Consider the following 19,288-nt stretch of genomic DNA (forward strand, 5'->3'; position numbering starts at 1 on the left):
GGCCTAGAGGTCCGCGCCCGAATAGGAACAGTTGAACGACTTGTTGCAGAGCGGGAAGTCGGCGATGATGTTGCCCTCGATCGCGGCCTCCAGCAGCGGCCACTGGAACCACGAGGCGTCGCGCAGGTGGCAGCGTTCGACGCGCAACTCCCCGCCAAGCCTGAGCCAGATCAGCACGTCCCCGCGAAACGCTTCCGTCACAGCCAGGCCTTCGCATTCACCACACGCGGCCGGGAGCGCGCTCATGATCTCGCCCGGTGCCATCATGTCCAGAACCTGCGCGATCAGCGCGACGCTCTGCTCGACCTCGCGGATGCGGATCCAGACCCTCGCGTTGACGTCGCCCGCCTCGAGCACCGGCACTTCGAACGACAGCCGGTCGTAGGGTGCGTAAGCAAGCATGCGCCGCGCATCGAAATTGCGCCCCGACGCACGGCCGACATAGCCGCCCGCGCCGAACTGCCGCGCGTACTCCGTTTTCACGATGCCCGTGGTGACGGTGCGGTCCTGAAGCGAGGCCGTGTTGTCGTAGAGCTCGATCAGGCGCGGAAACACCTTGTCGATTTCGGCGAGCAGCGTGCGCAGTGCCGCTACGCCGTCCGGCGCGATGTCACGCGTCACGCCACCGGGCACGATGACGTCCATCATCAGGCGATGGCCGAACGCGACGTTCGCGGCTCGCAAGCAGCGCTCGCGCAGGATGCCGGTCTGGGCATGCATCAGCGCGAACGACGCGTCGTTGCAGATGGCCCCGATGTCGCCCAGATGATTGGCGAGCCGTTCCAGCTCCGCCATCAGCCCCCGCAAATACGTCGCGCGCGACGGCGCCTCGATGTCGAGCGCCGCTTCCACGGCGCGCGCAAAGGCGAAGGCATAGGCGACCGCGCTGTCGCCGGAGGTGCGGTTGGCGAGCTTTGCCGCAGCCGCAAGGCTCGCGCCCTGCATCAACGACTCGATGCCCTTGTGGGTGTAGCCGAGCCGCTGCTCCAGCCGCACCACATGCTCGCCATTGGCGGTGAAGCGGAAATGACCGGGCTCAATGATCCCGGCATGGACAGGGCCGACCGCCACCTGGTGCAACGCCTCGCCCTCGGACGGCAGGAACTGGTACGGCCGCACGTCGCGCGATGTGTCGCGGCCCGACAGCGGATAGGATTTGCCCCAGACGTCGTGATCGAGCCATGGCCGCAGATCGTCGGCGACGGTCGGAACAAGCCCGAACAGATCATGAATGGTCCGCTCGAGCCGAAGCGCCGGCGGATGATGGCCGGCGACGCTTGGAAATGTGCCGGCCGTACACTCGTAGGTCACGACCGCGATCTCGGCCGAGCCTCCATCGATCATCGCCATATGCACCGCGGTCGGCTCGCCCCAGAAGCCAAGCAGTGTGAGGCCTCCCTCGACCAGTCGATCGATCGCCGCCTGCCAGCCCGCCTCCGTCACGACCGCGCGCGGCCAGGGTCGGTGCGACGGCACCGCATGGACATGGGGGATGCTGTCGAGGATGCCCATGGCCTACCCCATCAGCTTCGCGACGTTCTGGAAGCCGGTGACCAGCACCGGCGGCAGGTAGATGCCGGCCATCAGAACCAGTCCGAGGTGCGTGAACATCGGCACGTAGGAGGCTTCCGCAGGCGCGGTCTTGCCCTTGGGCTCGCCGAACATCACCGCGCCGATCCGCAGGAAAAGCCCGCCGAGCGCGATGATGATGCCGAGCACCAGGATCACCGTCAGCCAGGGCGCGCGGGCGAAAGTCGAACTCACCACCAGAAACTCGCTCATGAAGATGCCGAGCGGCGGCAGCCCGACGATGGCGACGACGCCGAGCATCAGGCCCCAGCCGAGCGCGGGGTTGGTCACCGTGAGCCCGCCGATATCGGCGATCTTCTGTGTGCCCTTGACCTGCGCGATATGGCCGACCGCGAAGAAGATCGCCGACTTGGTCAGCGAATGCATGGTCATATGCAACAGCCCTGCGAAATTCGCGAGCGGTCCGCCCATGCCGAAGGCGAAGACGATGATGCCCATATGCTCGATCGAGGAATAGGCGAACATCCGCTTGATGTCGCGGCGCCGGTACAGCATCAGCGCGGCGAAGATCACAGAGATCAGACCCATGGTCACCATCAACGGACCCGGCGCGATCGCCTCGGAGTTGACCGCGAGCATCATCTTGAAGCGCAGGAGCGCATAGAGCGCGACATTGAGCAACAGGCCGGACAGCACCGCCGAGATCGGCGTCGGGCCCTCGGCATGCGCATCCGGCAGCCAGGCATGCAACGGTGCGAGGCCGACCTTGGTGCCGTAGCCGAGCAGGAGGAAGGCGAAGGCGACGTTGAGCAACGCCGGGTCGAACTGTGCGGCGTGCTTCACCAGCACCGTCCATACCATGCCGTCGAGCCCCTCGCCCACCACGGGGCGCGCCGCCATATAGACCAGGATGGTGCCGAACAGCGCGAGCGCGATGCCGACGCTACCGAGGATGAAATATTTCCAGGCCGCCTCCAGCGCCTCATGGGTGCGGTAGATCCCGACCATCAGGACGGTGGTCAGCGTCGCCACCTCGACCGCGACCCACATCAGGCCGATATTGTTGGCGAGGAGCGCGAGGTTCATCGCGAACATCAGCGTCTGATACATCGCGTGATAGAAGCGCAGGAACGCCGGCGCGAGGCGCCCGGTCTCGGTCTCGTGCTGGATGTAGCTCGCGCTGAACACCGATGTGGTGAAGCTGACGAAGGTGGTCAACACGATGAAGACCTTGTTGAGGTCGTCCATCAGCAGATACTGCCCCGATACCGGTTCGACCACGAACAGCGAGAGCGAAGTAAGGAAGGTCGCGAGCGCCGCCGCTACGTTCAGCTTCGCCGTCAGTCGGTAGCCGGGCAAAATTGCCAGCAGCGCCGCCGAGAGGGCCGGAATCAGGAGGATGGCGCTGAGGGCGTCGATGCTCATCGCCGCTCTCCGCGAAAGCGATCAAGCTCCTGCACGTCCACGCTGTCAAAACGCTCGCGGATACGGAACAGGAAGATGCCGATCACGATGAAGGCGATCAGCACCGAGAAGGCGACGCTGATCTCGACCACCAGCGGCATGCCCTTGGCACCGGTTGCCGCCAGCACCAGCCCGTTCTCCAGCGACATGAATCCGACGACCTGGCTCACGGCGTTGCGTCGCGTAACCATGATCAGGAGCCCCAGCAGCACCACCGACAGCGCGAAGGCAAGATCCTCGCGCGCGAGCGCATCGGCGCTCGGCGTCACCCGCAGCATCACCACCATCGACAGCGCGACGAGGCCGATGCCAGCCATCATGGTCAACCCGATGCCGATCGCATTCTCGATCTCGCGGTGGATACCGAGCCGCTTGATGATCCGGTGCAGCGCCACCGGGATGATGATGGCCTTGAAGACCAGCGCGATCAGCGCCGTGACATAGAGATGCGGCGCCTGCTGCACATAGGCCTGCCAGGCCACCGACAGCGCCAGCACGCCGGCATGCAGCGCATAGACATTGAGCAGCGCATAGAGCCGGTCCTGATAGAGCATCATGAAGCTCGCCAGCACGAGGGAGCCGGCGAGCAGATGGGCGATGTCGAATTGCAGGCTGCTCATCTCTTAGAGGCTCCCCGACACGAAGCGCAACAGGGTGGCAAGCAATGCCAGCATCAGCGCCGCGCCCAAGAACTCCGGAATCCGGAACACGCGCATCTTGGCGATCGACGTCTCGAACACGGCGAGCAAGAAGCCAAGCACCGCCAGCTTGCCGAAATAGAGCAGCGCGCCAAAGACGAGCCTCGCAACGCCCGCGTCCGCCGTCGCCGTGCCCCATGGCAGGAACACGCAGGCGATCAGCGAGACATAGAGCAGGAGCTTGAGCTGCGACGACAGTTCGATCAGCGCGAGATGCCGCCCCGAATATTCCAGCACCATGGCCTCGTGCACCATGGTGAGCTCGAGATGGGTGGCGGGGTTATCGACGGGGATGCGGGCATTCTCCGCCAGCGCTACGATGGTCAGTGCCACGAACGCCATGCCCAGGGACACACGCAGACCGACCGCGTCCGAGCCCATGAACTCGGCCACGCTCGAGAGCTGCGTCGAGCCGGCGATCATCGCAACCGAGAACACTGTGATCAGCATCGCGGGCTCGGCGAGGGAGGCGATCATGACCTCGCGGCTGGAGCCGATGCCGCCGAACGCGGTGCCGACGTCCATGCCGGCGAGCGCCTGGAAGAAACGGGCGCTGCCGAGCAGCGCAGTGATGGCGATGAGATCGGCGGTCCAGGAGAACAACAGGCCATTGCCGAAAGTCGGCACCAGCGAGGCGGCGACCCAGGTGCCCGCGAAGATCAGATAGGGAATGACGCGGAACAGCCAGGATGCGTTGTCGGCGAGCACGACGTCCTTGCGCATCAGACGAATAAGGTCACGATAGGGTTGGAGCAGCGGCGGTCCACGCCGGCGCAGCAGCCGAGCCTTCACCTTGCGCACGAAACCCGTCAGCAGCGGCGCGAGCCCCAGCACCAGCGACATCTGGGCGCCCTGGGAGAGGATATCGCGCAGCGCGTTCATAGCGCCACCACCAGCAGCAGCACGACGAGCGCCACGAAGACGAGCGTCAGATAGCGGCGGATGGTGAGGAACTGCAGGATATTGATGCGGTCGGTCGCAAAGCCGATGACCTTCGCAATCGGTGCGTACAGCACATCCCAGATCAGATCGTGCAGTTCGACCTGGAGCCGCGCAGGAGCCGGCGAGGACGGCGGCGGCATCTCGCCGATCTCGCGCGCGGCAAAGATGACGCTGCCGAACACGCGGCGGATCGGCTGCGAGAAGCTGGAGGCGGAGTACTGGATCGCCGGATTCGGATCGGGATAGCCGCAATCCCAGGCCGGCGCGCGACGTAAGCGGTCGGAGGCGAAACGGTGAATGGCTGTCGCCGCCGTCGTGCCGCAGAGTGCCGCAAACAGGAACACCAGAAGGCCGTTATAGGAGCTGCGGCTTTCGGCGATCGGCACGATGGTGAGCCACTGCAATCCGACCTGATGCGGCATAATGTTGCCGACCATATCCTTGCTCACCGGCGCCAGCGCATCGATGAACAACCCGGGCAGGATGCCGGCAACGAGGCAAAGGGCGGCAAGCACGAACATCGCGGTCAGCGAGAAGCGGTCGGTCTCATGTGCTGACGCCGCGACATCCGAACGCGGCCGGCCGAGGAAGCTGATGCCATAGAGCTTGACGAAGCAGGCCGCGGCAAAGGCGGCCGCGAGCGCCAGCAAACCGCCGACCGCCGGAATGACCAGCTTGAGGCCCCAGGAGGGCAGCTGCGGTGAGAGCAGGATCGCCTGGAAGGTCAGCCATTCCGAAACAAAGCCGTTGAATGGCGGCAATGCCGAGATCGCGACGCAGCCGACCAGCACCGCGAACGCCGTCTTCGGCATGCGATGGATCAACCCGCCGAGCTTCTCCATGTCACGCTCGCCGGTTGCTCCGAGCACCGCGCCGGCGCCGAAGAACAACAGGCTCTTGAACAGCGCATGATTGAATACGTGCAGCATCGCCGCGGTGAAAGCGAGCGCCGCCACCCAGTCGAGCCCTTCCGCCTTGAAAGCCAGCGCCAGTCCGAGGCCGGTGAAGATGATGCCGATATTCTCGATCGTTGAATAAGCGAGCACGCGCTTGATGTCGCGCTGCATCAGCGCGTAGAGCACGCCCAGCGTCGCCGACGGACCGCCGACCAGCAGCACCACCATGCTCCACCACCACACGGGTTCGGGCAGAAGATCAAAGACGATGCGCACGAAGCCGTAGACGGCGACCTTGGTCATAACGCCGCTCATGAGGCCGGAGACGTGGCTGGGTGCGGCAGGATGGGCGAGCGGCAGCCAAGCGTGCAGCGGCACCAGGCCAGCCTTGGAGCCGGCGCCCAGCAGCATGAGGATCACCACCACGCCGCTCACCGCAACGGAAGGATGCGAGGCTCGGATCGAATCGAAATCGTAACCGGCGCCGCTCGCGAGCAGGCCGAAAGCGAGCAGCAGCGCCAGCGTGCCGAAACTTGCCATCAAGAGGTAGATATAGCCGGCGCGGACATTCTCGGCCTCCCGGTGATGCGACACCACCATCGCCCAGGAGGTCAGCGACATGAATTCCCAGGCGACCAGGAAGCTGAAGGCATCGTTTGCCAGCACGACGACGTTCATCCCTGCGAGATAGGCAGGATAGAACGGCAGCACGCGGCCGGGGGAGTCCTCGTGCCTGAAGTAGCCGAGCGCGAACAGGCTCGCAGCGGCGCCGCCGAGATTGACGACGACGAGGAAGAAGGCAGACAGCGCATCGAGCCGGAAATGGGCACCGAGCCAGGGCAGGCCGATCGGCAGTGTCGCGCTCGGCGTCAGATGCGGGAAAAAGAGCAGATCCGACAGCGCCGTGACACATAGCGTCGATGTGGCGATCAGGCACCCGCCGTAGAGAATGATCGAGCCGCGCGGGCGCGTCGACAGCACGATTCCCGCAGGCGCCAGTGCCAGTAGAGCCGCCACTGACCATAGCGCCACGGCGATCATGGCCGCTCCTGCATCATGATTTGCGCACGCATCATCGCTATTGGCCGCCTGCGCTCGGAGGTGGAGACTTCAGCCGCACACCGCGCCCCCCGGCGCTCGACACTGCCCCCTCGGCGATCAGCTCGATGCCGGCAACCGACAGCGCCTCGACCAGCTTCACCAGGGAATCGACATTGCCGCGGATCACCCCTTCGGAGGCCTCCATGCGCTGGATCGTCGGCAACGACAGCGAACAGCGCTGCGCGAGTTCGCGCTGGTCGATCCTGAGCAAGGCACGGGCGGCTCGAAGCTGCGCGGCGGTGATCACGGGGCACAATGTCCGTGGCAGTTACAGTGCTTGAGTTGCCAAGCTTAGGACGCGCAAAATGACGTTTCAAGCATCATCTTCTAGACGCAGCGCATCATTCCGTTCGATGTCCTCCGAGCTTACGCCCCCCGGGGCGTGTGCGGCGCACTGATCGATGCTGCGACCTTCGCGAAGATGAAGGCGCAAGGGCTGCAACAACATTCTTCGAGGCCACGCGCGATCTGCTGCAGCCTGGCCCGACCCTGACGAACGTGAATGATATCAGGTTGATCTTGGTGGATTGAGGCGTCTGCCCCACACTCCGCTGCGTTCCCTCCCCCCTTGCGGGGGAGGGCTAGGGAGAGGGGTGCCACACGGCACGCTCTCTCGACGGAGTGCGCATCACGAGTCCGCTGTTGCTGATAATTGATAATGTGGAATATATCGCACACCATTTGCTGGGCCACCCCTCTCCCCCGCCCTCCCCCGCAAGGGGGGAGGGAGCGCAGTGTGCCATGGGGTGTGAGCTCAAGACTTCGCAGACGTGCGACTTCAGCTCCGCGCGGCCGACCCTCCCCTCCAGAAGAGGATCAGAGTCAGAACTCGTTGGCGATCTTCGAGAGCATCCCGATCAGGGCCTCGCGGTTGGCCTGGCCGAGCAGGTCGTTCAACCGGGCCTCATGCTTGGTGGCAACGAGCTTCTTTGCCCGCGCCAGCACGGCCTTGCCCTTGTCGGTGAGCACCAGGATATGGGAGCGGCGGTCGTTGGTGGAGCGGATCCGCGCGCAAAGGTCGCGGCTCTCGAGATTGTCGAGCATCGCCACGAAGTTCGGCCTGAGGATGCCGAGCGTGGAGGCGATCTCGGTCTGGTTACGCCCGGGGTTCTTCTCGACCAGGAGCAGCACCGAGAACTGCGCCGGCGTCAGCTGGAGCGAGGCCATGCAGCGCAAAAAGTTCTCGAATACCTTGAGCTGCGCCCGCTTCAGGACATAGCCGAGCTGCTCGGAGAGCTCGCCGAGCTGGAGCGCTTCGGCCTGGACTTCGCCCGCGTCCTTGCGGCCCTTGGCCGCGTCAGCGGGTTTTTCGGACGACTTTTCAGCGGTCTTGGAAACGGTCATCGCCTCGTGCTCGTAATCCCGCTAAATTCGAGCGGGTCGTTCCCCCCGCCCTTGATGTTATATTTGATAATTGTTATGGACCATATCAAATATCGTCAGCGTATTTCAATGGCTGTGAGGGGGACCATCCACCGCAATTGCGGAGACCGGTCCTCGATCTTGAGGGGGAGCGTCCGGTCTTGAATACCACCATCATGCTGTTCCTGGTGCAGGACGGCATCACCAATGGCGCGATCTACGCGCTGCTCGGCCTGGCGCTGGTGCTGGTGTTCGCCGTCACCCGCGTGATCCTCATTCCGCAAGGCGAATTCGTCACCTACGGCGCGCTGACCTATGCCTCGCTGGCCGCGGGCCAGATGCCGGGCACGGCAAAGCTCGCGCTTGCGCTTGGCATCGGCGCCTTCGCCTTCGATCTTTTCGTGGCGCGCAAGGCGCTGCATGCGCGGCTGATCGTGCGCAGCTTCATCACCAACATCGTGCTGCCCGGCATCGTGCTGGCGCTGACCGTTTACTTCGCCAGCGAGAAGCCGCCGGTGGCGATCTGCATCGCGCTGTCCCTCGTGATCGTCGCGATGATCGGCGTCTATCTCTACCGCATCGCCTTCCAGCCGCTGGCGCACACCTCCGTGCTGGTGCTGCTGATCGCCTCGGTGGGCGTGCATCTCGCGCTCCAGGGGCTGGGGCTGCTGTTCTTCGGCGCCGAGGGCCAGCGCGGACCCGCCGTGCTGTCCGGCGCCTTCACCGCCGGCACGCTGCGCTTCACCGGCCAGAGCATCACCGTCTACGCCATCACCATCGCCTTCATCGTCGGGCTCTGGCTGTTCTTCGGCCTGACGCTCTACGGCAAGGCACTGCGCGCGACCGCCGTGAACCGGCTGGGGGCGCGGCTCGCCGGCATACGCACCACGCTGTCCGGACAGATCGCCTTTCTGCTGGCCTCCGTCATCGGCGCGCTGTCGGGCATCATGATCGTGCCGATCACGACGCTCTACTACGACTCCGGCTTCCTGATCGGCTTGAAGGGCTTCGTCGCCGCGATCATCGGCGGCCTCGTCAGCTATCCCCTCTCCGCCGTCGCGGCGCTGGTGGTCGGCATCGTCGAGGCGTTCTCGTCCTTCTATGCCTCCAACTACAAGGAAGTGATCGTCTTCATGCTGCTGATCCCCGTGCTGCTGCTGCGCTCGCTCGCCGCGCCGGCCGTCGAAGAAGAGAAGGACTGAGGCCAAGATGCAGAGCCGGCTTCCCATCCTCATCTTCGCAGCTCTCATGGCGGCGATCCCGTTCGTCCCGGGCATGCCGCCGTTCTGGATCGTGCTGCTCGACAATATCGGTCTTGCAGCGCTCGTCGCGATGGGCCTCGTGCTGCTGACCGGCGTCGGCGGCCTGACCTCTTTCGGACAGGCGGCCTTCGTCGGTTTCGGCGCCTACACCACCGCGGTGCTGTCGACCGCCCACGGCCTGTCGCCGTGGCTGACCCTGCCGCTGTCGCTCCTGGTCAGCGGATCGCTCGCGGTGCTGCTCGGGCTGATCACCGTCCGCCTCTCCGGCCATTACCTGCCGCTCGGCACGCTCGCCTGGGGATTGGGGCTGTTCTATCTCTTCAGCAAGCTGGAATTCCTGGGGCGCAATGACGGCATCTCGGCGATCCCGCCGCTGTCGATCGGCACGTTCAAGATGCTCTCGCCCGGTTCGATCTATTACGCCATCTGGGTCGCGGTGATCCTCTCGGCCCTGCTGACGATGAATCTCCTGGACTCCCGCACCGGCCGCGCCATCCGCGCGCTTCGGCGCGGCCATGTCGCGGCCGAGGCCTTCGGCGTACACACGCCGCGCGCAAAACTGCTGGTGTTCATCCATGCCGCAGTGCTCGCCGGCCTTTCGGGGTGGCTCTACGCGCATCTTCAGCGCGCGGTGAACCCGACGCCGTTCGGCGCACAGGCCGGCATCGAATATCTCTTCATCGCGGTGGTCGGCGGCGCCGGCTACGTCTGGGGCGGCGTGCTCGGCGCGGCGATCGTCGTGGTCCTGAAAGAGGTGCTGCAAAGCTATCTGCCGCTGATCCTGCCCGGCTCCGGGCAGGTCGAGACCATCGTGTTCGGCCTCATGCTGGTGGCCCTGCTGCAACTTGCGCCCGGCGGCCTCTGGCCGTGGCTGATGTCGTTCCTGCCGGAACGCACCGGTGGAGGGAAGCCGGATACTTCGCTCGAGCTGGAGGCGCGCACACGCTCGCCGGTTCAGTCCGGCGTCCTGCTTCAGGTGGAGAAAGCGCGAAAGCAGTTCGGCGGCGTGGTCGCGGTCAACAATGTCTCCTTCGACGTCCAGGCCCGCGAGATCGTCGCGCTGATCGGTCCGAACGGCGCCGGCAAGAGCACGACCTTCAACCTGATTACCGGCGTGCTGTCGGCGACCTCGGGCTCGGTCTCGGTGCTCGGCAGGAAGGTCGACAAGGCGCCGCCGCAGGAGATCGTCAAGCTCGGCATCAGCAGGACCTTCCAGCACGTCAAGCTCGTCCCCGACATGACCGTGCTGGAGAACGTCGCGATCGGCGCGCATCTGCGCGGCCATTCCGGGCCGATCTCATCGATGCTGCGCCTCGACCGCACTGATGAGGCCAAGCTGCTCGCCGAGGCCGCCCGCCAGATCGAGCGCGTCGGCCTCACCGAACAGATGCATCAGCTCGCAGGCAGCCTCTCGCTCGGCCAGCAGCGCATCGTCGAGATCGCCCGCGCGCTCTGCGTCGACCCGATGCTGCTGCTGCTCGACGAGCCGGCCGCGGGCCTTCGCCACATGGAGAAGCAGCGCCTCGCGACGCTGCTGCGCGAGCTGCGCGACGGCGGCATGAGCGTGCTCCTGGTCGAGCACGACATGGGCTTCGTCATGAACCTCGCCGACCGCATCGTGGTGCTCGATTTCGGCACCAAGATCGCGGAGGGCACCCCCGCCACGATCAAGACCAATCCCGAAGTGATCAAGGCCTATCTCGGAGTGGCGGCATGAGCGCGCTGTTGTCCGTCACCGACGCCCATGTCGCCTATGGCAAGGTCGAGGCGGTGCGTTCGGTCTCGCTCGAGGTCGGCACGAACGAGATCGTTACCATCGTCGGCGCCAACGGCGCCGGCAAGACCACGCTGCTCTCGGCCATCATGGGCATCCTACCGCTGAAGGGCCGCGTCGCCTTTGCCGGACAGGACCTCGCCCGGCTCGACATCGAGGACCGCGTCGCGATGGGCCTCGGCCTCGTGCCGGAGCACCGCGAATTGTTCGTGACCATGAATGTCGAGGACAATCTCGAGCTTGGTGCCTTCCGCATCGAGCGCGGCAAGGCGAAGGCCTCGATGGAACGCGTCTATACGCTGTTTCCGCGGCTGAAGGAGCGGCGCAAGCAGCTCGCCGGCACGCTGTCCGGCGGCGAGCAGCAGATGCTGGCGATGGGCCGTGCGCTGATGGGCGAGCCGAAGCTCCTGATGCTGGACGAGCCGAGCCTCGGCCTCGCGCCCATCATCGTCGCCGACATCTTCCGCATCGTCGGCCAGCTGCGCGCCAGCGGCGTCTCCGTGCTGCTGGTCGAGCAGAATGCGCAGGCCGCGCTGAAGATCGCGGACCGGGCCTATGTGATGGAGCTCGGCGAGTTCGTGCTGAGCGGCAAGGCCAGCGACGTCGCGGCCAACGAGGGAGTGGCAGCCAGCTATCTCGGCTTCCAGCACGAAGGCGAGAATGTGTCGTGACTCTTACCCTTCCCCTGAGGGGGAGGGTCGCTTCGCATCGCATGTAGCGGAGCGGAATGCGAAGCTGGGTGGGGTGACGGTCTCACCACCTCGCACAGTGCCCGCGTTGAGAGATCACCCCACCCCGCTCGCGCTCCGCGCGATCGCCCCCCTCCAGGGGAGGGGAAACAAGTGGCGACTTACGTGGCCGCTTTCTCCCCCCTCAACGCCGCCACCTCCGCTTCCAGCTCCGCGATTCTCGCGTCCCTCGCCGCCAGCGCCGCCGCGACATCGCCCGCATCGAACTTCTGCGGGATGTGCTGCGGGCAGTTGGTGTCCCACGCCGCGATCTTGAACAGGATCACCTGTTCCGGACGGGCACGATAGCCCTTCGGCATCAGCGAGGCGGTCAGCGCCTCGTCGTCCTCGACGACGCGCGCCTCGCCCCAGATCTTCACACGACGACGATGGGCGTAGTCCATCACGAAGATGTAGGCCTTGGGGTTTTCCGAGAGATTGCCCTGGGTAATGAACTGCTGGTTGCCGGCATAATCGGCGAAGGCGAGCGTCTGCCTGTCCAGCACCTTGAGAAAGCCCTTCGGGCCGCCGCGATGCTGGATGTAGGGCTGGCCGTCGGCCGAAGCGGTGGCGAAATAGAAGCTATTGGCGTCAGCCAGGAAGGCCGCGAGGTTGTCGTCGACCTCGGCGCGCCAGCCGCGCTGCTCGCTGCGCGCGTAGGCCTCGCGCGAGCCCTTGCGAGTCTGGATCGCCTTCACAGCGGGCGAGAAGGCAACATCGCTGGCATAGGTGTGGGCCGTTGTCATCGGAACGTCTCCTGAAATTCCGGCGCATGCTTGCGTCTTTCGACCGCTAATGTGGAGCCTTCGGCGTCTAAAACAATTAGGCACCTTGACACTTTATCATTGCGATATATGCAATAATGCCATGGACCGCCTCGAGGCCATGCACGTCTTCGTCACCGTCGCCGATCTGCGCGGCTTCGCGCCGGCGGCGCGCAAGCTGCGGCTGTCGCCCTCGGCGGTGACGCGGCTGATCGCTGCGCTGGAGGAGCATCTCGGCGCCCGGCTGCTGCAGCGGACCACCCGGCAGGTGACACTGACCGACGTCGGCACCCGCTATCTGGAGCGCGTCAGGCGCATCCTCGCCGACATCGAGGAGGCCGATGGCTCGGCGCGGCAGGAGCGCAGCCGCCCGAGCGGACGTCTGGTGGTGTCGGCCCCGGTCGGCTTCGGCCGGCTGCATGTCGGGCCGGTCATGACCGCCTATCTCAAGCGCTATCCCGAAGTCGCCGCCGAGCTCAGGCTGTCCGACCACCTCGTCAATCTCGTGGAAGACGCCGTCGACGCCGCGGTGCGGATCGGCCATCTCGCCGATTCCTCGCTGGTGGCGCGTCAGGTCGGCGAGATGCGGCGGATCGTGGTGGCAGCGCCCGGCTATCTCAAGCGCCATGGTGAACCGAAGACACCACAGGAATTGCTCGCGCACCAGACCATCGCGTTCGGCTCGGCCGCCAATTGGCATTTCGTTCAGGACGGCCGCGACATCGAGGTAACGACGGCCCCGCGTTTCACCAGCAACAGCGCCGACGCAGCGCTGCAATATGCCGAGGCCGGCGGCGGCGTGACACGCGTGCTGGCCTACCAGGCGGCCGAGGGGCTGAAGCGCGGACGGCTGAAAATCGTCCTGGCGAAATACGAGCAGCCGGCGCTGCCGATCCACATCGTCTATCCGACCTCGCGCCTGCTCTCGGCCAAGGTGCGCGCGTTCATCGATCTCGTGGTGGAGACGGCGGAGTGGAAGTTCGGGTGAGGCTCGTATCCCGGACGCGGTGCGGCGCGAAGTGCCGCTCCGCAGAGCCGGGGCACGAGAGAGCTACTTCTTCGGCACCACGCGGAACGTGCCGCTCGCGCGTGCGATCACGACGTCGTCTGCCTTTGCGAGGCACTGCGCGAAGCAGATCGTGCTGCCGGTCTTGATCGCCTCGCCCTCGACCGCGAGCCACTGGCCGATCTCGGCGGCGCCGACGTAGTCGACCGACAGCGAGATCGTGACGAAGGACGTCGTCCACCCCGTCGCCTGGGCGCAGCTGTAGCCCATGGCGGCATCGGCCAGCGCTGCGATCAATCCTCCGTGGATCAATCCGCGCGCGTTGGTGTGCGGCGTCGCCAGGCGCAATCCGACGGTGACGCCCTTGTCGGTCTTGTTCGAATAGAGCGGCTCCCAGGGATCGGTGAGCGGCGCTTTGCGGAAATGCGGCTCGAAGCCGGCCGGAACGTCGGGAGCGGTCATGGGTGTCTCGCGTTGCTGTGTCGCCGGCATTGAACGCGATGGACGTGACGGATGCATCAATTACAAAGTTTTAAACGGGATTTGCGCGGGCGTTTGAAACGCGCACGGCCGTCGTTGCGAGGAGCTCTTGCGGCGAAGCGATCCAGATTGTTCCCGCGGAGAGATTCCCGGATTGCTTCGCTACGCTTGCAATGACGGAGGACGTGGCAGCGGCGAGCCCTAAAACGGCAGCCCGACGTAATTCTCCGACAGCGACGTCATCGCGGCCTGCGACTGCGTGACGTAGTCGAGTTCGGCGAGCTGGATGCGCGCGCCGATGGTGCCGGTGTCGGGAAATTTGTGCAGCATCGAGGTCATCCACCAGGAGAACCGCACGGCCTTCCAGACCCGTGCCAGCGCCATGGCGGAATAGGCATCGATGCCGGCGCTGGATTTCTCATCGTAGAATTCGCGTAAGCCGCCCGACAGATAATGCGCGTCGCTGGCAGCCAGGTTCAGGCCCTTGGCGCCCGTCGGCGGCACGATGTGGGCGGCATCGCCACACAGGAACATCCTGCCGAAGCGCATCGGTTCGGCGACGAAGCTGCGCAGGGGCGCGATGCTCTTCTCGATCGAGGGCCCCGTGACGAGACTGTCGGCCGCCTCCTGGTCGAGCCGGCGCTTCAACTCGTCCCAGAAGCGGTCGTCCGGCCATTGGTCGACATGGTCATCCAGCGCGCACTGCACGTAATAGCGGCTGCGCTTCGTCGAGCGCATGGTGCAAAGCGCAAAGCCGCGGGCATGATTGGAGTAGATCAGTTCATGGCTGACCGGCGGGGTATCCGACAAGATGCCGAGCCAGCCGAACGGATAAACCCGCTCGAACTCCTCGATCGCCGAGGCTGGAACGCTGGCACGGCTGACGCCATGGAAGCCGTCGCAGCCGGCGATGAAATCGCAATCGATCGTGCGGGTGACACCGTCCTTGACGTAGGTGACACGCGGGTGACTGCCGTCGAAATCATGCGGCTGCACGTCCTTGGCCTCGTAGACCGAGACGAGACCGGCGGCCTTGCGCGCATTCATCAGGTCGAGCGTGACCTCGGTCTGGCCGTAGATCATCACCGTCTTGCCGGTCGCACCCTTCATGTCGATGCGATGACGGCGGCCGGAAAAGGCAAGCTCGATGCCTTCATGAACCAGGCCTTCGGCGTGTGCCCGTGCGCCGGCACCGACCTGGTCGAGCAGCGCGACGGTTCCCTCCTCCAGCAGGCCGGCGCGAATGCGGCCGAGCACATAGTCCGGGCTTTGCCGCTCCAGGATCACGTTGTCGATGCCATAGGCGTGCAGCAGTTGCCCAAGCAACAATCCAGCCGGTCCAGCCCCGATGATTGCGACTTTTGTCCGCAATACTTGCTCCTCCCGATCCTGTAGGCTTTCGTTGCGGCCCGCTTGTCGCTTCAAGTCGCTCAGGATAATTATACCATATAACGGTTGGGCAAAAGGGGAGTGCGGGTCGCGGCAGGGCGACAAATCCATGCAACATGGCTGACGTAGACGACGCGATAAGGCGCACGTCAGTTCCGGCTTGAACGCGCCGGCCAATTATATAACATGTTAATTAATGAGGCCGGGCCATCGAAGCCCGCCATCAAAAAGAGGGAGAGACGCGTGATGAGAAGAGCCTGTCTGGCTTTGCTGCTGGCAGCAAGCGTGAGCCCTGCGTTGGCGCAGGACAAGACCTTCGACTTGAAGGTCTCGCACTGGGTGCCGGCGTCGCACCCGCTGCAGAAATCCCTGGAAGACTGGGTAGCTGCGGTGAATAAGGATTCCGGCGGCACCATCACAGGCAAGGTGTTTCCGGCCCAGCAGCTCGGCAAGGCGTTCGACCATTACGACATGGCGCGCGACGGCATCGCCGACGTCACCTACGTCAATCCCGGCTACCAGCCCGGCCGCTTCCCGATCATCGGCGCCGGCGAATTGCCGTTCCTGATCTCCGACGCCAAGGGCGGCTCGATGGGCCTGGACGCCTGGTATCGGAAATATGCCGAGAAGGAGATGAAGGACGTCAAATACTGCCTCGCCTTCGTCCACTCGCCCTCCTCCTTCCATTCCAAGACCAAGAAAATCGTCAGCCCCGAGGACGTGAAAGGCATGAAGATCCGCCCGGCGCACGCCACCATGGCGAACTTCGTCACCTCGCTCGGCGGCACCAATGTGCAGTCCTCGGCGCCGGAAGTGCGCGACATCATCGAGCGCGGCGTCGCCGACGCCGTCACCTTCCCCTGGGGCTCCCTGGTGCTGTTCGGCATCGACAAGGTGACCAAATACGACATGGAGGCGCCGCTCTACACCACGACCTTCGTGTTCGTGATCAACAAGGACAAGTACAATGCGATGTCCGAGAAGCAGAAAGCCGCGATCGACAAGAACTGCTCGACCGAAATGGCGGGCGCGGTCGGCGAGCACTGGGGCAAGTTCGAGGATGCCGGCATCGACAAGGTGAAGGCGGAATCCAGCCACGAGGTCTACAAGCTGACACCGGAGCAGACCGCCGCCTGGAAGAAGGCCGCCGAGCCGCTGGTGAAGACCTGGGCCGACGGCGCCAAGAAGGCCGGCGCCGATCCGGACGCCGCGCTCGCAGACCTCAAGGCCTCGCTCAAGAAGTACAACGCGCTGGCGGAGTAGCCTTCGTTGAAGGAAATGCGGCGGCGAGGGGCATCTCGCCGCCGTTATTCTGCAAGCGCGGGTAGAGGTGAGGAGCGCACGGCGCTTCGTCCCCCTCTTCCCGCCTGCGGGGAGAGGTTCGGGGTGAGGGGGAGTCTCCACGGAGACGGTGACAGCGAGACTCGCGGAGAGTCCCTCTCACCCGCCGCGCTTCGCGTGTCGGCCTCTCCCCGCAAGCGGGGAGAGGCAAAGCCTGCCGCCTGAGCCGAGAACGAACATGACATCGGACGACAAGACACATCCCATGAAGCGCTCCTGGATGGACCGCATCATCGACACGATCGAATGGATCGCGGCCGGCTTCGTCGGCCTTGTCGCGCTCGATATCTTCCTGTCGGTGCTGCTGCGCAACACACTGAACTATTCGATCCCCGACAGTTTCGACATCGGCCGCATGCTGCTCGGTATCCTCATCTTTTGGGGTATCGCGGCAACCTCCTACCGCGGCACCCACATCACGGTCGACCTCGTCTGGGGCAACGTCGGCCCGCGCTATCAGCGCTGGATCGACGTGTTCGCGACCCTGGTCCTGCTGTTCGTGGTGACCGTGCAGACCTGGACTTTGTTCGACAAGGTGCGCGGCACCTACAACGACAACGTCCTGACCTTCGACATGCACATGCCGACCTGGCCGTTCTTCGCCATCGCCTGGATCGGCGACGTGTCCGCCGTGCTGCTGATCGCGATCCGCACCTACCGGCTGATATTCCATCCCGAAGACATGCACGATCCCAAATTGAAGGCGACGGAGTAGTCATGAGCACCGATGCCGTCGCCCTAATCGGCTTCGTTTCCTTGTTCGTCCTAATGCTGCTGCGCGTGCCCGTCGGCATGGCCATGGGCCTCGTCGGCGTCTCCGGCTTCGCCTATCTCGTCAACGGAAATGCGGCGCTGAAACTGGTCGGCCAGACCTCGATGCGCACGGTGACCGACTACACTTTCGGGGTCATCCCGATGTTCCTGCTGATGGGCTCGTTCGTGTCCAATTCCGGCATGAGCCGCGAGCTGTTCCGCGCCGCCAACGGTTTCGTCGGCCATTTGCGCGGCGGCCTCGGCATCGCCACCGTCGGCGCCTGCGGCGGCTTTGCCGCGATCTGCGGCTCCTCGGTCGCGACCGCCGCGACCTTCTCCGCCGTCGCCTACCCGGAGATGCGCCGCTTCGGCTATCCGCAGTCCTTTGCCACCGGCGTGATCGCGGCGGGCGGCACGCTGGGCGCGATGCTGCCGCCCTCCACCGTGCTCGCGGTCTACGGCATCATCACCGAGCAGGACATCGGCAAGCTCTTCATCGCCGGCATCATCCCGGGCCTGCTGGCGATGAGCATGTACATGATCACGATCTTCCTGATCGGCTATCTTCGTCCCGACTTCCTGCCGAAAGGCAAGGTGACGCCGTGGCGCGAGCGCGTTGCGGGCCTGAAGGAGATCTGGGCGCCCGTGCTGCTGTTCATCTTCGTCATCGGCGGCCTCTACGGCCTGCCTTTCCTGCCGCGCTTCACGCCGACGGAGGCCGGCGGCGTCGGCGCCACCGGCGCCTTCATCATCGGCGTGCTGACGGGCCGCCTCGACCGCGAGAAGATCCTGGCCTCGCTGCTGCAGGCGACGCGCACCGCGGCCGCCGTGTTCACCGTGCTGATCGGTGCGCTGATCTTCGGCTATTTCCTCACGGTGACGCAGACGCCGCAGAAGGTGACGGAATTCCTCACCGGCCTCGGCCTCGGCAGCTACGGCGTGCTGGCGTTGATCATGGTGATGTATCTCGTGCTCGGCTGCCTGATGGACGCCATGGCGATGATCATCCTGACCGTGCCGATCATCTTCCCGGTGATCATGCATCTCGGCTTCGATCCGATCTGGTTCGGCGTCATCATCGTCATGACCGTCGAGCTCGGCCTGATCCATCCGCCGGTCGGCATGAATGTGTTCGTCATCAAGAGCGTGGTAAAGGACGTCTCCTTCTCCACCATCTTCAAGGGCGTGATTCCGTTCGTGGTCACGGACCTGATCCGCCTCGTGATCCTGATCGCCTTCCCGCTGCTGGCGACCTGGCTGCCCACGCGGATGATGGCGAATTGACGAGGTGACGCGATGACCACACCCACCCTCGAGACCAAATACGTCTTCACCATCACCGCCCGCATCGGCGACGTCGTGACCGCCGGCGAGACCGGGATCGGCGTTCGCCGCATCATCCCGATCATCGGCGGCGAGGTGACGGGCGGGGTCAAAGGCAAGGTGCTGCCATTCGGCGCCGACTTCCAGACCATTCGTCCCAACGAGCTGATCGATCTCGAAGCCAAATACGCCTTCGAAACCGACGACGGCGCTATCATCTACGTCGAGAACAAGGGCATGCGCTTCGGCCCGGTCGAGCTGCTGCAAAAGCTCAAGCGCGGCGAGCCGGTCGACCCCAGGCTGATCTACTTCCGCACCGTGCCGAAGTTCGAGACCGGACACGAGAAATATCGCTGGCTGATGGAGCACATTTTCGTCGGCTCGGCCGCGCGGCACGCGGATCGCGTGGTGATCGACGTGCATCAGGTGGTGTGAGCCACACACGCCGCCGTCGTTCCGGCGAACGCCGGAACCC

The 19,288-nt window shown here is 64.8% G+C and carries 18 protein-coding genes and 1 pseudogene; 9 read left to right on the forward strand and 10 right to left on the reverse strand.

The genetic code is table 11. The annotated features are described in order from the left end of the window. Positions 1-3: 3 nt before the first annotated feature. Genes XH87_RS19835 through XH87_RS19860 form a run of 6 tightly spaced genes read right to left on the reverse strand, consistent with a single transcriptional unit; the run spans position 4 to position 6,878 of the window. A complete protein-coding gene (locus XH87_RS19835; protein ID WP_271588553.1) occupies positions 4-1,512 on the reverse strand; it encodes a hydrogenase large subunit in 1,509 nt (502 codons plus the stop codon). 3 nt (positions 1,513-1,515) lie between these two features. Beyond that, positions 1,516-2,955: a hydrogenase 4 subunit F gene (locus XH87_RS19840; protein ID WP_271588554.1), complete on the reverse strand. Its 1,440-nt coding sequence runs from the start codon at positions 2,953-2,955 to the stop codon at positions 1,516-1,518. Further along, complete coding sequence (locus XH87_RS19845; protein ID WP_035711265.1) at positions 2,952-3,614, reverse strand: hydrogenase-4 component E; 663 nt, start codon at positions 3,612-3,614, stop codon at positions 2,952-2,954. Before XH87_RS19845 ends, XH87_RS19840 begins: the two co-directional genes overlap by 4 nt. 3 nt (positions 3,615-3,617) lie before the next feature. Then, entirely contained in the window at positions 3,618-4,574 is a 957-nt protein-coding gene (locus XH87_RS19850; RefSeq protein WP_035711263.1) for a respiratory chain complex I subunit 1 family protein, read from the reverse strand. Further along, complete coding sequence (gene hyfB, locus XH87_RS19855) at positions 4,571-6,571, reverse strand: hydrogenase 4 subunit B (protein WP_271588555.1); 2,001 nt, start codon at positions 6,569-6,571, stop codon at positions 4,571-4,573. Before hyfB ends, XH87_RS19850 begins: the two co-directional genes overlap by 4 nt. A 37-nt stretch (positions 6,572-6,608) precedes the next feature. Continuing rightward, positions 6,609-6,878, reverse strand: coding sequence for a helix-turn-helix domain-containing protein (locus tag XH87_RS19860; protein WP_035711260.1), 270 nt, complete (start codon positions 6,876-6,878; stop codon positions 6,609-6,611). Between the two features lie 126 nt (positions 6,879-7,004). On the opposite strand from XH87_RS19860, the pseudogene XH87_RS19865 reads away from it, so the two are divergent. After that, a pseudogene (locus XH87_RS19865) lies at positions 7,005-7,162 on the forward strand (glycerate kinase); the annotation flags it as partial. A 291-nt stretch (positions 7,163-7,453) separates the two neighbouring features. On the opposite strand, the gene XH87_RS19870 reads toward XH87_RS19865, so the two are convergent. Next, the gene (locus tag XH87_RS19870; protein WP_035711259.1) at positions 7,454-7,975 is read right to left on the reverse strand and encodes a MarR family winged helix-turn-helix transcriptional regulator; all 522 of its coding nucleotides are present in this window, start codon (positions 7,973-7,975) and stop codon (positions 7,454-7,456) included. 179 nt (positions 7,976-8,154) lie between these two features. Between XH87_RS19870 and XH87_RS19875 the strand changes: the two genes are divergently transcribed. From XH87_RS19875 to XH87_RS19885, 3 genes are read left to right on the forward strand one after another with little or no spacing between them, the layout of a single operon-like run. Then, the gene (locus XH87_RS19875; protein WP_271588556.1) at positions 8,155-9,195 is read left to right on the forward strand and encodes a branched-chain amino acid ABC transporter permease; all 1,041 of its coding nucleotides are present in this window, start codon (positions 8,155-8,157) and stop codon (positions 9,193-9,195) included. Between the two features lie 7 nt (positions 9,196-9,202). Next, positions 9,203-10,972, forward strand: coding sequence for a branched-chain amino acid ABC transporter ATP-binding protein/permease (locus tag XH87_RS19880; protein ID WP_271588557.1), 1,770 nt, complete (start codon positions 9,203-9,205; stop codon positions 10,970-10,972). After that, the gene (locus tag XH87_RS19885; RefSeq protein WP_158668186.1) at positions 10,969-11,700 is read left to right on the forward strand and encodes an ABC transporter ATP-binding protein; all 732 of its coding nucleotides are present in this window, start codon (positions 10,969-10,971) and stop codon (positions 11,698-11,700) included. Before XH87_RS19880 ends, XH87_RS19885 begins: the two co-directional genes overlap by 4 nt. Before the next feature lie 179 nt (positions 11,701-11,879). On the opposite strand, the gene XH87_RS19890 is transcribed toward XH87_RS19885, so the two are convergent. Beyond that, positions 11,880-12,503, reverse strand: coding sequence for a pyridoxamine 5'-phosphate oxidase family protein (locus XH87_RS19890; RefSeq protein ID WP_271588558.1), 624 nt, complete (start codon positions 12,501-12,503; stop codon positions 11,880-11,882). A gap of 121 nt (positions 12,504-12,624) precedes the next feature. Here XH87_RS19890 and XH87_RS19895 point away from each other — a divergent pair, with 121 nt between their 5' ends. Next, the gene (locus XH87_RS19895; RefSeq protein WP_271588559.1) at positions 12,625-13,509 is read left to right on the forward strand and encodes a LysR family transcriptional regulator; all 885 of its coding nucleotides are present in this window, start codon (positions 12,625-12,627) and stop codon (positions 13,507-13,509) included. Positions 13,510-13,572: 63 nt separating this feature from the next. On the opposite strand, the gene XH87_RS19900 is transcribed toward XH87_RS19895, so the two are convergent. Both XH87_RS19900 and pobA read right to left on the reverse strand, forming a co-directional pair. Next, positions 13,573-13,989 carry a PaaI family thioesterase gene (locus tag XH87_RS19900; RefSeq protein WP_158668189.1) on the reverse strand — a complete coding sequence of 139 codons (417 nt, stop codon included), beginning with the start codon at positions 13,987-13,989 and terminating at the stop codon, positions 13,573-13,575. A 219-nt stretch (positions 13,990-14,208) separates the two neighbouring features. Continuing rightward, positions 14,209-15,378 (reverse strand): 4-hydroxybenzoate 3-monooxygenase, encoded by a 1,170-nt coding sequence (gene pobA, locus XH87_RS19905; RefSeq protein ID WP_271588560.1) that lies wholly within the window; start codon positions 15,376-15,378, stop codon positions 14,209-14,211. A 264-nt stretch (positions 15,379-15,642) separates the two neighbouring features. Between pobA and XH87_RS19910 the strand changes: the two genes are divergently transcribed. From XH87_RS19910 to XH87_RS19925, 4 genes are all read left to right on the forward strand, one after another. Then, positions 15,643-16,659, forward strand: coding sequence for a TRAP transporter substrate-binding protein (locus tag XH87_RS19910; protein WP_035711243.1), 1,017 nt, complete (start codon positions 15,643-15,645; stop codon positions 16,657-16,659). A gap of 283 nt (positions 16,660-16,942) precedes the next feature. Then, positions 16,943-17,452, forward strand: coding sequence for a TRAP transporter small permease (locus XH87_RS19915; RefSeq protein ID WP_035711277.1), 510 nt, complete (start codon positions 16,943-16,945; stop codon positions 17,450-17,452). A gap of 2 nt (positions 17,453-17,454) precedes the next feature. Further along, on the forward strand, positions 17,455-18,774 hold the full coding sequence (locus XH87_RS19920) for a TRAP transporter large permease (RefSeq protein ID WP_271588561.1): 1,320 nt from the start codon (positions 17,455-17,457) through the stop codon (positions 18,772-18,774). Positions 18,775-18,786: 12 nt separating this feature from the next. After that, positions 18,787-19,248, forward strand: a complete 462-nt coding sequence (locus tag XH87_RS19925; RefSeq protein WP_271588562.1) for a DUF3237 domain-containing protein — start codon at positions 18,787-18,789, stop codon at positions 19,246-19,248. The last annotated feature ends 40 nt before the right edge of the window (positions 19,249-19,288 follow it).

The organism is Bradyrhizobium sp. CCBAU 53415, from assembly GCF_028128735.1.
GTDB lineage: Bacteria > Pseudomonadota > Alphaproteobacteria > Rhizobiales > Xanthobacteraceae > Bradyrhizobium.